The organism is Gordonibacter pamelaeae, assembly GCF_003340385.1.
Lineage (GTDB): Bacteria > Actinomycetota > Coriobacteriia > Coriobacteriales > Eggerthellaceae > Gordonibacter > Gordonibacter pamelaeae.
This window is the reverse complement of the sequence record NZ_PPTS01000008.1, coordinates 59,821-71,812: the sequence shown is the minus strand read 5'-3', so window position 1 is coordinate 71,812 and position 11,992 is coordinate 59,821. Positions and strand designations below refer to the sequence as shown.

General features: G+C 67.5%; 13 protein-coding genes and 1 tRNA gene. 7 read left to right on the top strand and 7 right to left on the bottom strand.

Annotation, left to right across the window (positions count from 1 at the left end; all coding sequences use genetic code 11):
* The first annotated feature begins 146 nt into the window (after positions 1-146).
* From C1877_RS12650 to C1877_RS12640, 3 genes are all read left to right on the top strand, one after another.
* Positions 147-845 (top strand): LemA family protein, encoded by a 699-nt coding sequence (locus C1877_RS12650; protein WP_181813851.1) that lies wholly within the window; start codon positions 147-149, stop codon positions 843-845.
* A gap of 190 nt (positions 846-1,035) precedes the next feature.
* Positions 1,036-2,169: a C40 family peptidase gene (locus C1877_RS12645; protein WP_015539386.1), complete on the top strand. Its 1,134-nt coding sequence runs from the start codon at positions 1,036-1,038 to the stop codon at positions 2,167-2,169.
* A 92-nt stretch (positions 2,170-2,261) separates the two neighbouring features.
* Positions 2,262-2,337 (top strand) — tRNA-Arg (locus C1877_RS12640).
* Positions 2,338-2,389: 52 nt separating this feature from the next.
* On the opposite strand, the gene C1877_RS12635 is transcribed toward C1877_RS12640, so the two are convergent.
* Together C1877_RS12635 and C1877_RS12630 are read right to left on the bottom strand one after the other, a co-directional pair.
* The gene (locus C1877_RS12635; protein WP_015539385.1) at positions 2,390-3,793 is read right to left on the bottom strand and encodes a sensor histidine kinase; all 1,404 of its coding nucleotides are present in this window, start codon (positions 3,791-3,793) and stop codon (positions 2,390-2,392) included.
* Complete coding sequence (locus C1877_RS12630; RefSeq protein WP_015539384.1) at positions 3,783-4,463, bottom strand: response regulator transcription factor; 681 nt, start codon at positions 4,461-4,463, stop codon at positions 3,783-3,785. Before C1877_RS12630 ends, C1877_RS12635 begins: the two co-directional genes overlap by 11 nt.
* 201 nt (positions 4,464-4,664) lie before the next feature.
* Between C1877_RS12630 and C1877_RS12625 the strand changes: the two genes are divergently transcribed.
* Genes C1877_RS12625 through C1877_RS12610 form a run of 4 tightly spaced genes read left to right on the top strand, consistent with a single transcriptional unit; the run spans position 4,665 to position 7,868 of the window.
* Positions 4,665-4,892: a hypothetical protein gene (locus C1877_RS12625; protein WP_015539383.1), complete on the top strand. Its 228-nt coding sequence runs from the start codon at positions 4,665-4,667 to the stop codon at positions 4,890-4,892.
* 21 nt (positions 4,893-4,913) lie between these two features.
* Positions 4,914-5,852 carry an efflux RND transporter periplasmic adaptor subunit gene (locus C1877_RS12620; RefSeq protein ID WP_114569328.1) on the top strand — a complete coding sequence of 313 codons (939 nt, stop codon included), beginning with the start codon at positions 4,914-4,916 and terminating at the stop codon, positions 5,850-5,852.
* Positions 5,849-6,730: an ABC transporter ATP-binding protein gene (locus tag C1877_RS12615; protein ID WP_231847594.1), complete on the top strand. Its 882-nt coding sequence runs from the start codon at positions 5,849-5,851 to the stop codon at positions 6,728-6,730. The genes C1877_RS12620 and C1877_RS12615 overlap by 4 nt, the downstream gene beginning before the upstream one ends.
* Complete coding sequence (locus tag C1877_RS12610; protein ID WP_041239201.1) at positions 6,708-7,868, top strand: ABC transporter permease; 1,161 nt, start codon at positions 6,708-6,710, stop codon at positions 7,866-7,868. The genes C1877_RS12615 and C1877_RS12610 overlap by 23 nt, the downstream gene beginning before the upstream one ends.
* Positions 7,869-7,993: 125 nt before the next feature.
* Here the strand turns inward: C1877_RS12610 and C1877_RS12605 are convergent, their stop codons facing one another.
* From C1877_RS12605 to C1877_RS12585, 5 genes are all read right to left on the bottom strand, one after another.
* Positions 7,994-8,947 carry a 4Fe-4S binding protein gene (locus C1877_RS12605; RefSeq protein ID WP_015539381.1) on the bottom strand — a complete coding sequence of 318 codons (954 nt, stop codon included), beginning with the start codon at positions 8,945-8,947 and terminating at the stop codon, positions 7,994-7,996.
* Positions 8,944-9,684 carry a 4Fe-4S dicluster domain-containing protein gene (locus tag C1877_RS12600; RefSeq protein WP_227154782.1) on the bottom strand — a complete coding sequence of 247 codons (741 nt, stop codon included), beginning with the start codon at positions 9,682-9,684 and terminating at the stop codon, positions 8,944-8,946. The genes C1877_RS12605 and C1877_RS12600 overlap by 4 nt, the downstream gene beginning before the upstream one ends.
* A 37-nt stretch (positions 9,685-9,721) precedes the next feature.
* Positions 9,722-10,402, bottom strand: coding sequence for a TorD/DmsD family molecular chaperone (locus tag C1877_RS12595; protein ID WP_114569327.1), 681 nt, complete (start codon positions 10,400-10,402; stop codon positions 9,722-9,724).
* Positions 10,403-10,537: 135 nt separating this feature from the next.
* Positions 10,538-11,416 carry a dimethyl sulfoxide reductase anchor subunit family protein gene (locus C1877_RS12590; RefSeq protein ID WP_015539379.1) on the bottom strand — a complete coding sequence of 293 codons (879 nt, stop codon included), beginning with the start codon at positions 11,414-11,416 and terminating at the stop codon, positions 10,538-10,540.
* 2 nt (positions 11,417-11,418) lie between these two features.
* Positions 11,419-11,991 (bottom strand): 4Fe-4S dicluster domain-containing protein, encoded by a 573-nt coding sequence (locus tag C1877_RS12585; protein WP_015539378.1) that lies wholly within the window; start codon positions 11,989-11,991, stop codon positions 11,419-11,421.
* Between the last annotated feature and the right edge of the window lies 1 nt (position 11,992).

Below are 11,992 nucleotides of genomic sequence, written 5' to 3'. Positions count from 1 at the left end.
GCGGGCCGCCTTTTTGGGCGGCCCGCTCATGTTTCCGGGTAAGACAACGCTTCGCCGTCAAGCTGCCAACGAGCAAATCCCCACCTCGTCCTGCATGCGAGCTAGCCCTACAATGGGCGGATCACCCGTGTGAAAGGACCGCCAGGATGAACCTCTCCCTCATTGCCATCGTCCTCGTGGGCCTTGTCGCCGCGCTCTGCGGGCTCGTCGTAGCCAACCTGAAGGCGCAGCAGCGGGACGTGCAGGCTGCCTGGAACCGCTTGGACGGATTGCGCCGCCGCGGCATGGAAGCGGTGCCGGCGTTCGTCGCCGCCGTCTCTCAGGACGAGGCTGCCGCGCAGCGCGCAGCCAGCAGCCCCTCGGTCGTACGCCGCGCCCTGGACGACGTTGCCGCGGCCTCGCGCGCCTCCGCCTCTGCGGAGGACCCGCATGCGGCCGCAGCAGCAGACGACCGGCTCGTACAGGCCATCGAGCGCGTCTACGCGGCGGCCGAAGTCGAACCGGGCTTCGTGGCGAGCCCTGCCAGCCGCAAGGCCAGCGCGCAGCTCGATGCGGCCATGGAAACCCTCGCGTACGAGCAGCAGATCTACAACAACGTGGCCACCATCGCCGCGAATGCGCAGCGCTCCTTCCCCGCCCTCCTGTTCGTGAAGCGCCTGGGGCTGTCCGAGCCGCAGCGCTACGAGTCGGAAGCGGCCGCCCGGCGCGCCGCGCTCGACTGGACGCGCGGGAGCCTCCCTTCGCTCGCCGACGCCTCCCCGCATGTCATGAACCCCCAGATGCTCTGGGTCTCCTCCATGGCCGACGCCGCCATGGACGACCGCACCGACGAGCGGCGCCGTTAGGGGGAGGGGGGGGGTCGGCCGCGCCGTGCCGCCCCACCTCACCGCGCCATTCCCCTGCGGCCCTGCGGGTCCGCGGACCTCTCCCTCGAATCTGGATAATTGGCAGGTATTTTCGTCATACATGGGTTGCGTGGTAAGATAGAGGGCACATTCGCTCGGACATGCCCCAGGCCCGTCAAGGAGGTACCGCATGCAAGAGCCCTCACCCGCCCTTTCGCGGCGCACGTTCGTAGGGGGAGCAACCGCCCTCGCCGCCGCATCCCTCGCCTTCCCCCAGGCCGCGTTCGCCGTGACCGCTGCCGAGAAGCAGGCAGAGGCCGACGCCGTCCGCAACCAGCTGGTCGGCCTGAACGCCGATCTCGAGGCAGCTGCCGAGCGCTATTACGGCGCACTGGACGAGCAGAACGCCGCACGCACGGCCATGGAGGCCGAACAGGTGAAGATCGACGAGGCCACGGCCCAGATCGCCAACCTGCAGGATCACCTGGGCACCCGCGCCCGCAGCATGTACCGATCGGGCTCCGCCACGTTCCTGGACTTCCTCATGGGCGCCACCTCGTTCGCCGAGTTCACCCAGAACTGGGATATCCTGAACGGCTTGAACGAGAACGACACCCAGATGGTCGCCGAGACCAAGACGCTGCGCGAGACCGTGGAGGCCTCGAAGGCCGAATACGCCAAGCAGGAGAAGATCGCCGCCGACAAGGCCGCCGAGGCCAAGGCCATCAAGGAAGAGGTCGAGGCGAAGATCGCCCAGGCCGACGCGCTCATGAACTCGCTCGACGCCGAGGCACGCGCCCTGCTCGAGGAAGAGCAGCGTGCCGCCGCCGAGGCAGCCGCCGCGCAAAAGCAGGCCGAGATGGAGGCCGAGGCGGCACGGGAGGCGGCGAACAGCGGCAACGCCGGAGGTGGCGGAGACGGGGGTACCGGCGGCGGCAACCCGCCGAGCGGCGGAGGCGGCAACGGCGTGGACATCCCGTCACAGGGTTCCGTGGTCGATTACGCCATGAGCCGCATCGGCTGCCCCTACGAATGGGGGGCGGAAGGCCCGAACTCGTTCGACTGCTCCGGCTTGGTGACATGGGCGTATCGCCAGATCGGCATGTACGTTCCGCATCAGAGCGAATCGCAGTACAGCGCCGCACGTCAACGCGTTCCCGTCTCCGAAGCCCGCCCCGGCGACGTGCTCTGGCGCTACGGCCACGTGGGCATCGCCGTCAGCTACGGCGGCACCCACTACGTCCATGCGCCCGACCGGGGCCTGCTCGTGCGCGACACCGACCCGCTCTCCTGGTCGAAGTTCACCTGCGCCCTGCGCTTCTAGTACCGCCGACGGGAAAACGGCCCGACGCCTGCCAGCGGCCCGGACCATTTCTCTGGGCCAAGCGCTGTCGGGAATGCTACAATAGCTGCCGCGCCTCCGTAGCTCAGGGGACAGAGCACCGCTCTCCTAAAGCGGGTGCCGCGCGTTCGAATCGCGCCGGGGGCACCATCGATTTCTCGCGACGCCGCCTTGAGCGGCGTCGTTTCCGTTACAGCGGGCATCAGCGCGCCCTCGCCTTCGGAAGTACGACCGTAACGCACGTTCCCCGCGGCTCGTTGGCCTCGATGGCAACAACACCGCCGGCGTGCTCCACAAGGGCGCGGGCAATGGACAGCCCGAGGCCGCTGCCAGGCGTGGTGCGCGCCGTATCGGCGCGGTAGAAGCGCTCGAACACGCGGCCGCGATCCGCCGGGTCGATGCCGCATCCGGTATCCGCCACCGAAAGCGTTACCCGAGCGCCCCGTTCTTCGCAGCGCACCGCCACGGAATCGCCTGCCACCGTGTACTTGAGCGCGTTGTCCAAGAGGATGCCCAGCACCTGCCGCAGCGCATCCGCCTCGATGCGCACCTCGCCCGCCGGCCGGACGGCTACCGTCAGCGTTTTGCCGGCGACCTCCGCCACGTCGGCGTACAGGCCAGCCACATCCTCAACGATGCCGCCTACCTCGAGGGGCGCCGCCTCGCGCTCATCCTCGGTGCTCGCGTCTGCCGACGTCAGCGTCATAAGGTCGTCCACGAGGCGCGCGAGGCGCTTCGTCTCGTCCGCCACCGCGCCCACGTCCTCGAAACGGTCCACGATGCGGGCTCCCGGCTCCGCCAGCAACCGCTCCTGCGCGGCAAGGATGATGGCCAGCGGCGTGCGCAGCTCGTGCGAGGCGTTCTGCACGAACTCGGTCTGGCGGTTCATGCTGGCCACGATGGGCTTGACGGTCCTGCGCGACAGCAGGAAGCTCACCGCCGCCGCCACGGCCACGGCCACGGCCAGGTAAACGACGAGCACCCGTGTGAAATGCTCGAGCAGTGCCATCTCGGAATCCACGTTCACCAATACCTGCACATACGCCCTGTCCGAAACCTCCCCCTCGGCAATCCCGCCGCTCCCCATGGCGTAATTGATGCCGCGGTACACATGGCCCCCCGCCCGCACCTCGTACGCGCGATCCAAGTCGCCAGGGTCGAACGGGATGTCGTCGAAATAGGCAGGGTAGCTGGCGTAAAGCCCCTCGGTACCCGCCGCCTTGCCGTCGGCATGGCGCCACAAGTAGATGAGCTGCGGATTCGAGGCCACGTACGACCGGTTCAAGATAGCAATGCCGCCCTCGTCGGCATCGTCGGCCATCGACTCCTCCAGCCCGGCGCCGACCCCTTCCGCCTCAGCCGAAAGGTTCCCGTCCGACAGCACCTCGTAACCGTCTCCGCCGTCCCCCGATTCCCAGTCGGCCATGGCCGAGGAGGTCAGGATGCGCAGCTCCGCCAGCTGGTTGTCGGCGGGCTGGTAGATGCTGGAGCTCACCATCTGGAATATCAGCACACCGAACAGCGAGAACAGCACGGCGAACGCCGCGAAGAAAAGCAGGGTGTTCCGTGCGAGCAGGCGGCGAACGCGCCGCTCCTCAAAGCCCATCGTCGTCCGTCCACACGTAGCCCGCCCCGCGTATCGTCTTGAGGAAGCGGTCGTACCCATGCCCCTTCAGCACCTTGCGCAGCGCGCTCACGTATACCTCCACCACGTTCGACGACGTGTCGTTCATGAACCCCCATACCCGGTCGAACAGCTGCGTTTTGGACACGAGCTGCCCCTCGTGGCTCACCAGGTACTCAAGAACGTCGTACTGCTTGCCCTTGAGCACGACCGGCGCACCGTCGACGGCAGCGCGCCTCGTGTTCGGGTCGAGCGTCAGGCCGCGGAACCCGAAGGCGTCCAGCGTGCGCACGCCCATGCTGCGCCGGATGATAGCCTCGACGCGCAGCACCAGCTCGTCGCGGTCGAACGGCTTCGCCAGGTAATCGTCGGCGCCCAGTTGCAGGCCGCGCACCCGGTCGTCGCGGGCGTTCTTCGCCGTCAGCATGAGCACGGGCGTGTCCATGCCGTCGGCGCGCAGCCGCTCCAGCACGCCGTAGCCGTCGAGCGCGGGAAGCATGATGTCGAGCACCACGAGGTCGTATACGTTCTGCTGCGCGAAGAACAGCCCTTCTTCGCCGTCGAACGCCTGGTCGAAGGCGTAACGCGAGCCCAGCGCCGCGGCGATGGCGCGGGAGATGGCGCGATCGTCTTCGATGATGAGTATCTTCATGCGGCCATTCTAGCATCGGCTTCCTTAAAAAGCGCTGAAACGTGGTGCTTTGCGCAGGGGGCTGCGCCGGGCTGCCGCGCCGAGGCGCGCATCCCTGCGCCCCGGCGCCCTCGCTGGCGAGGCCCTTCTGATGTTTCAGGAAGTTTTAAGGCGGCCTCCGCTAAGATGCCCACGCATTCGACAGCTAACGGAAGGAGAACCATGAGCGCCAAGACCATGAAGATCGTCATCGGCGTGCTGGCCGTCGCCCTTGTGATCTTGGGCGGGCTGGCCGTCCTGAAGAACCTCGGGCCGCAGCTCGGCGGGAGCGGGAACAGCCTCCAAGGAGAGCGTGAACAGGCTCTCGAATCGGGCCTGGCGGAGCCGGACACCGCCGGAAGCGCCTCCGTCGACTACGAAGCCTTGACCGACGCGAGCGACGGCGAGTAGGCCGGCAACAAGGAGCATCCCATGCCAGACAACAGCAAGCAACACCGAAAAGCATCAGGCGGTCTGATCGCCTTGGCGGCGGTGCTGGCCCTCGGGCTCGGCGCGGCCGCCTGGTGGCTCGCAGCGGGCGAGGAGGCGTTCGGAGGCGCCCTGGGCAGCCTGGCCTCCCCGGGGCAAACCGACCCCGCACCTGTTCCCACCGCTCTTGTGACCAGGGGTAATATCGAGAAAACCATCTCCGGTACCGGCGAGGTGAAAGGCAGCGCGTCCGAGAGGCTCAAACCCGCCTCCTGGCGTTACTTCAAGTCCTTCGACGCGCCGCTGAACAAGCTCGTGCGCGCCGGGGAGCCATTGATGACCTACACGAGTGGCGAGGTCATGTCGGCGCCGTACGACTTGGTGGTGAAATCCCGCACCGTACCGAAGGCCGGAGAGGCGCTTTCCCCAGACGACCACTTCGCGGAGGTGGAGCGCATGGACACCGTCCATGTGGAGATGCCGGTTGCCGAAAGCGACCTGGCGAGCCTGGCCGAGGGCCAGGAGGTCGACGTCGTCGTGGGCAGCCAGGGAACGCGCACGGGCGCGATCTCGAACATCAACCAGGTAGGAGCCTACCAGGCCAGCGGCTCGAAGTTCACCGTGACCGTGGAGGTGCCCAATGACGGCAGCATCTGGCTGGGCATGTCGGCCACACTCTCGGTCAAGGTTGCGCAGGCAACCGACGTGCTCACCGTCCCCGTAAGCGCCGTGCAGGGCGACGGCGACGCCAAAACCGTGACCGTGAGGGAACCTGACGGCTCGCTACGCACCGTCGGTGTGTCCACCGGCCTGTCGGACGGCTCGAAGGTGGAGGTGGCGGGCGAGATCAGCGAGGGCGATGCCGTCGTGCTCCACGAATCCGCAGCCATGCCGGGTGGGAGCGCCGGGGACACCATCGTGACCATGACGGAGACCGCATGACCGCCGGAACAATTTGCCCGAGCTGCGCCGAGCGCATGGCCGCAACCGGCAATGCCCGGGCCACGGGCGCGGTACCCTGGAAGGCGCGCAGCACGAGCAGCCCGGTCATACGCATGGAGGGGCTGGGCAAGCGCTACCCCATGGGCGAGGGGGAGGTGCGCGCGCTGGAAAACGTCGATTTCGCCGTGCAGGAGGGCGAATTCGTGGCCATCGTGGGCCCTTCCGGCTCGGGAAAGTCCACCCTCATGAACATCATCGGGCTGCTGGACGTGCCCGACGACGGAACCTACTGGCTGAACGGGCTCGACGTTGCGGAACTGGCGGACAACGCGCTGGCCGACCTGCGCAACCGCACCATCGGGTTCGTGTTCCAGAACTTCAACCTGCTGGGCTCGCTCACGGCGCTGGAGAACGTGAGGCTGCCCTTGTCCTATCGCGGCACGAGGCCGCGCGAGGCCAACGCCTTCGCCCGCCGTTACCTGGCGAAAGTCGGTCTCGAGGGACGCGAGCGGCATCTTCCGCACCAGCTCTCGGGAGGACAGCAGCAGCGCGTGGCCATCGCCCGCGCGCTGGTGGGCAACCCTTCCATCTTGCTGGCCGACGAGCCCACAGGAGCGCTGGACTCGCGCACGAGCATCGAGATCATGGGGCTGTTCGAGGACTTGCACCGCGAAGGGCAGACCGTCGTCCTCATCACCCACAACCCGAACTTGGCAGCCCGGGCCGAGCGTACGGCGAGCATCGCCGACGGACGGCTGCAGGAAGGCAAGGGCTCCGGCTCGAAGACGGCAGCTGACGAGGCCGCGCGTCGGATAACGCTGCAAGCCCGAGGCTTTGCAGGGGAAGGAGGCCGACGTGCGACGGACGCGATCAGCTAAAACCGCGCTCTCCAGCATCGCCCGCAACCGGTTGCGCACGGCCCTCACCATGCTTGGGCTGGTGATAGGCATCTCGTCGGTCATCGTGCTGGTGGGCATCGGCGAAGGTTCGAACCGGCAGGTGGAGGAGCGCATGAAGGCGTTGGGAGGCGACATGGTGTCGGCCTACGTGTTCAAGGACTCGCTCGGCTACGATGACATCGCCGCCTTGCGCGGACTGCCGGGCATGGGGTCGGTTGCCCCTTCGAAAGGGGTTGGCGGCGACCTGACGGACGAGGGGCGCTCCACGAAGCGTAGCACGGCAGAGGTCTCGGACGAGCACTACCTAACCACGCGCAGCCTTCGGCTCGCAACCGGGCGCAACCTGTCGCCCGTGGACCGCGAGAACCGCTCCAACGTGTGCGTAATTGGGGCCAGCACGGCAAACGACCTGTTCGGGACGATGGACTGCCTAGGCAAAACGCTTAAGATAGCGGGGGTGCCGTTCGTGGTCGTGGGCGTGCTGGAACCTATCGGCCAGACCATGGGCCTCAACGCCGACAACCTTGCACTCGTGCCGTTCTCGGCCCTTCCAAGCCTGGGAGAGGAGACGAAGATCGAGACCGTGTATGCACGGCCCGCTCTCGAAGGAGGCGTCGACGCGACGAAGGCGGCCCTGTTCGACTACTTGTCGGGCGAGAGGGGGCTGTCGCCCAACCAGTTCGCCGTCGTATCGCAGGACGACATGCTAAACGCCTCCAGCGAGATCAACCAGACCATGACGCTCATGCTGGTTGGCATTGCCAGCATCTCGCTCGTGGTGGCGGGCATCGGCGTGATGAACGTGATGCTGGTGTCGGTGACGGAGCGCACCCGCGAGATAGGCATCAAGAAAGCGCTCGGTGCGCGAAGGTCCGACATCCTGCGGCAGTTCCTGATGGAGGCGCTGCTGGTGAGCCTCATGGGAGGCGCGGCGGGCATCTCAGCCGGGCTGGCATTCGGCATGCTGGCGAGAAGCATGGGGTTGGCATTCTCGGCTTCCTGGGACGTCGTTGCCGTTGCCGTGGCCGCCAGCACCGCCATCGGCCTGGCGTTCGGCATCTTCCCCGCCTACCGGGCCTCCCGCCTCACGCCCATTGAGGCGCTGCGCCAGGAATGAGGACCTGCTGCAGCAAGGAGCAAGGGCTCGCTGGGGCGAGATTCGTGGTTATGGCCTAACCTTTTGTCCATGACCTATTTGGTAAGGGAGTGTTTCACGTGAAACACTCCCTTTATACGGAAAGGCTAGCGAACGGCGAGGTTGTCATCGCACTCTTCGAGAGAGCTCGAAGCGGCGGAGGCAGGCTCGTCAGCCGAAGGGGGCTCGTCGGCTCGAGCGGAGTTCGAAACGGGAACGGAAACGGGAGCATCTGGCTTCCGCGCGCCGAGCGAGAGGGAGATGGACCTCGTCGGGCAGTTCTCCAGGCAGTCGCCGCACAGCGTGCAGGCTTCCAGCACAAGTCCGTCGGCGGCGGCCACGTCGATGTTCTCGGGGCACACGGTCGAGCACGTGCGGCATCCCTCGCTCGAAATGCAGGTGTTGCACGACGCCTGCGGGCGAACGCCGAAACCCAGCTTCGTGCGCGCCTTCTCCACCAGGCCGAAGAAGAATCCCAGCGGGCAGATGGCCGCGCACCAGCGCTTAAACAGGAACAGCTCGGCCAGCAACATGAGCGGGAACACGATCAGCTCCCAGCCCGGCTGCAGCAGCACGAACACGCGGTTCAGGGCCCAGAGCGTCCCGAACACGAGCCCGATGGGGCACAGCAGGCAGAACACCGGGAACTCCACGGCGAACGACACGACCAGCAAGACGGCGAGCACGACTCCCTGCGTCTTGAGGCTCGCACCCGTTGCCGAGGCGCACGTGGCGCAGCCGGCCTTCGGCGCCTCGCCGCTGCGGCCGTAGAGGCCGCGCGGGGTATGGCCGCCGAAGATGTTCTTGAGCAGCTGCGAAGGGCAGAGCCACGAGCAGAACGCACGGCCCAGCAGAAACACGATGGCCAGCACCGCCAGCACGCCGGGCAGCAGGTGCCACGGAACGCTCTGCGACGCCACCGCTATCTGCGCGAAACCCACGGGACACAGCACGCACAGCGTCCCCACCGCGGCTCCGCCGCCAAGATGGGCTGCCGCCACGGCCGCCACGAGAACGGCGGCTGCCACGAGGATGCGGACAGCCCTCGTACGCGTCTTCATGATAGGTCTCCTGCCTCGCGCGTCGCGTCCGGCCCGTCGGGGTGGACGCCCTTCGTATGGGGCGGCATCGCGTCCGCCAGCGCGACAGGGACCGTGCGACCGGCCAGCAGCTCCTCGCTGGAGACTGCGCCCGCCGCCCGCGCCGCCTCGCTCGCGCGCGAAACCACCACGATGCCCTTGTTCTCCACACTCGCGTCGTAGGCGCGCAGCGAGGACGAGGGGCACACCTGCTCGCAGCGCCCGCACCCGTCGCAGAAATCGGGGTGCACGACAGGGCGGTCGTGGTCGTCCAGCGTGATGGCGCCCTCCACCGGGCACTCGTCCTTGCACACGGTGCAGCCCGACCAGTCCCAGGCCACGCAGGCGTCCTTCACGACGAGCGCCACGCCCAGGTCGCGCTCATGCGCGCCCCCGTACGAGAGCGCGCCCGTGGGGCATGCGTCCACGCACTTCATGCAGAAGTCGCAGCACCCCTGCTCGAACGCGAGCGTGGGCGTGCCGTAAGCCACCAGGCTCCCGGCCAGCGGCACCGGCGTGATGATGCCGTACGGGCACGCCTGCAGGCAGCGCTGGCAGCGGTTGCACGCCGCCGTCAGCCGCGCATTCGACTCTGCCCCCGGCGGGCGCACGAAAGCGGCGTCGGCCTGCCTCGTCACCGCGCCGAACCCGCCGACGCCCACCATCGCCACGCCCACGGCCCCGGCGGCGAGGAACCCGCGCCGAGAAATCGTCTCCATTCCCATCATCCCCCATCACCTGCCCAAAGGCAGCTTGCTAGTCTCCCACCACCTCGGCCAGCGCCTCGGCATCGGCGGCCAGGTACGCTTCCGTGAACGTGGCCAGGTGCGCGTAGAAGCCGCTTTCGGCGGACGCCTTCATGTCGCGGGCGAAGGCGGGCACCCAGTTCAGCAGGTGGGCCCGAACAAAGGCACGCTGCTCGGCCAGCGCCGCCTCCGCGGCGGCCTCGTCGCCGGCGCGCAGGGCCTCCACGGCCCGCTCGCACAGGCGCACCATGAACGCCAGCTCCACGGCCAGATGGTCCTCGGGCTCCGTGAAGCCGGGGTCCTTCGCGAAGCCGGCTGCGCGGTAGAGGCGCAGCACCTCGCTGTAGGCGTCCTGCATCATGAGGCCGCCCTCGCTCGTGTACACCGACTCGTAGGGGAACGCCTTCTGCGCCGAGCGCGGGCCCATGCCGAAGAACACGCGGTCGAACACCACGGCCAGCAACTCAAGCTGTCCGTCGTCGCACCCCGCCAGGTCGGTCTGCAGCGCCGCGAAGCCTTCGGCGAGCGCCGGGTCGTCCGACTCCACGCGTGCCGCCTCGGCGAGTTCCGCTGCGAACGCCGTGTCCAGCTCCTTCTCGTAGCAACGCAACAGCAGCGCGTACACGCGCGCGCGGTTCTCGCAGAAATCCACCAGGTTCTCCACCAGCTCGGCTGACATGACCTCTTCCATGGTTGATGCTCCTTCTTCGTTGTCGTCGGCCGTCCCCCGTAACGGAACGCGGCGGGGAGGGAAAGCCGCATTCCGCCACGGGGGAGGGTCGAGGGGTTGGACGCGCCCCGTTGCAGAGGCGCGCCCTTCCTACGATCAGTGATAGATGAACTGCTCGACGCTCGTGCCCACGCCGTACATGATGACGCGCAGGACCACGGCGCCCACGGCCGAGCAAGCGCAGGCCGCGAACATATAGCCGGCCAGCGTCGACGGCTTCACCGTGCCGGTGCCGCCCTCGCCCTTCGTGGCCTTCACGCAGGCCAGCGCCGTGAGGGCCGTCGGGGCAACCAGCCCCACGACCACCACGCCCAGCCAGAACATCACGGCCAGGTCGCCGGCCAGCAGGCGCTCGATAGAGCGCGACGGTGCCTGGTACGGCGCCACGGCGATCCACACCACGTAGGCAACCGACGTCACCACCATGATGACGACGCCCGCCAGCGCCAGCTTCAGCGCGAAGCCGCCCTCCTCGGACGCCTTGCCGCGCAGGAGCACGAGCCCTGCCATGAGCGTCATGCCCATGGCCAGGCCGCCGCCCAGGTACATGAGGGGCAGCGCCGCGCTATCCCACGCGGGACGCGCCGCGATCAGGTACGAGGCGCCGGCCACCAGTGGCAGCACCAGGCCCAGCAGCGCGCCCAGCACGCCGAGCACCTTCGACACGCCGGGGTAGTCCTTCTTCGCCAGAATAAGGTACACGAGCGACACGATGCCCATGATGGCGACGATGAACAGCTCTTTCGACAGACCCGAGCCCAGGTTGCCCAGCAGGTGCGTCGCGCGCTCCGGGTGCCCCATGTGCAGCACCGACACGCAGCCGCCCACGGCCAGGCACACGAAGGCGATGAGCGCGCCCAGGAAGCGCACGTCCTTGAACTTGCCCTTGAGCTCGCCCACGCCCAGAAACACGAAGCATCCCGAGGTCACGCCCAAAAGGACGCTGAAGATCAGAAGGGGCCACTGGATATCCATGCTTACTCATCCCCTTTCCAAGAGAACTTGTCCAGGCCATACGTCACGCCCGGGTGGTTCCCCACGTCCTTGAGCTTGTGCGTGCTCTTGCGGGCGATCATCTTCGACACGTCGGACTCGGGGTCGTCCGCGTCGCCGAACAGGCGCGCCTGGCCGGGGCAGTGCTTCACGCACGCCGGTTTCTCGCCCTTGTCGATGAGGTGGGCGCACATGGTGCACTTCTCGATGACGCCCTTGTCCTTGCCCTCGTCGTAGGCGCGCACGCCGTAGGGGCAGGCCATGACGCAGTACTGGCAGCCGATGCACTTGCTGTGGTCGACCAGCACCACGCCGTCCTCGCGCCTGTAGCTGGCACCGGTGGGGCACACGCTCACGCACTCGGGGTTGTCGCAGTGCTGGCACGCCACGGGCAGGTAGTACATCTCCAGGTCGGGGTACGTGCCGAACGGGCCCACCGTCAGCACCTTGTTGTAGTAGGTGCCCAGCCCCACGTTGTTCTCCTGCTTGCACACCACGGCGCAGGAATGGCACCCGATGCAGCTATCCAGGTCGATAGCGATGATGTTGCGGGTCATA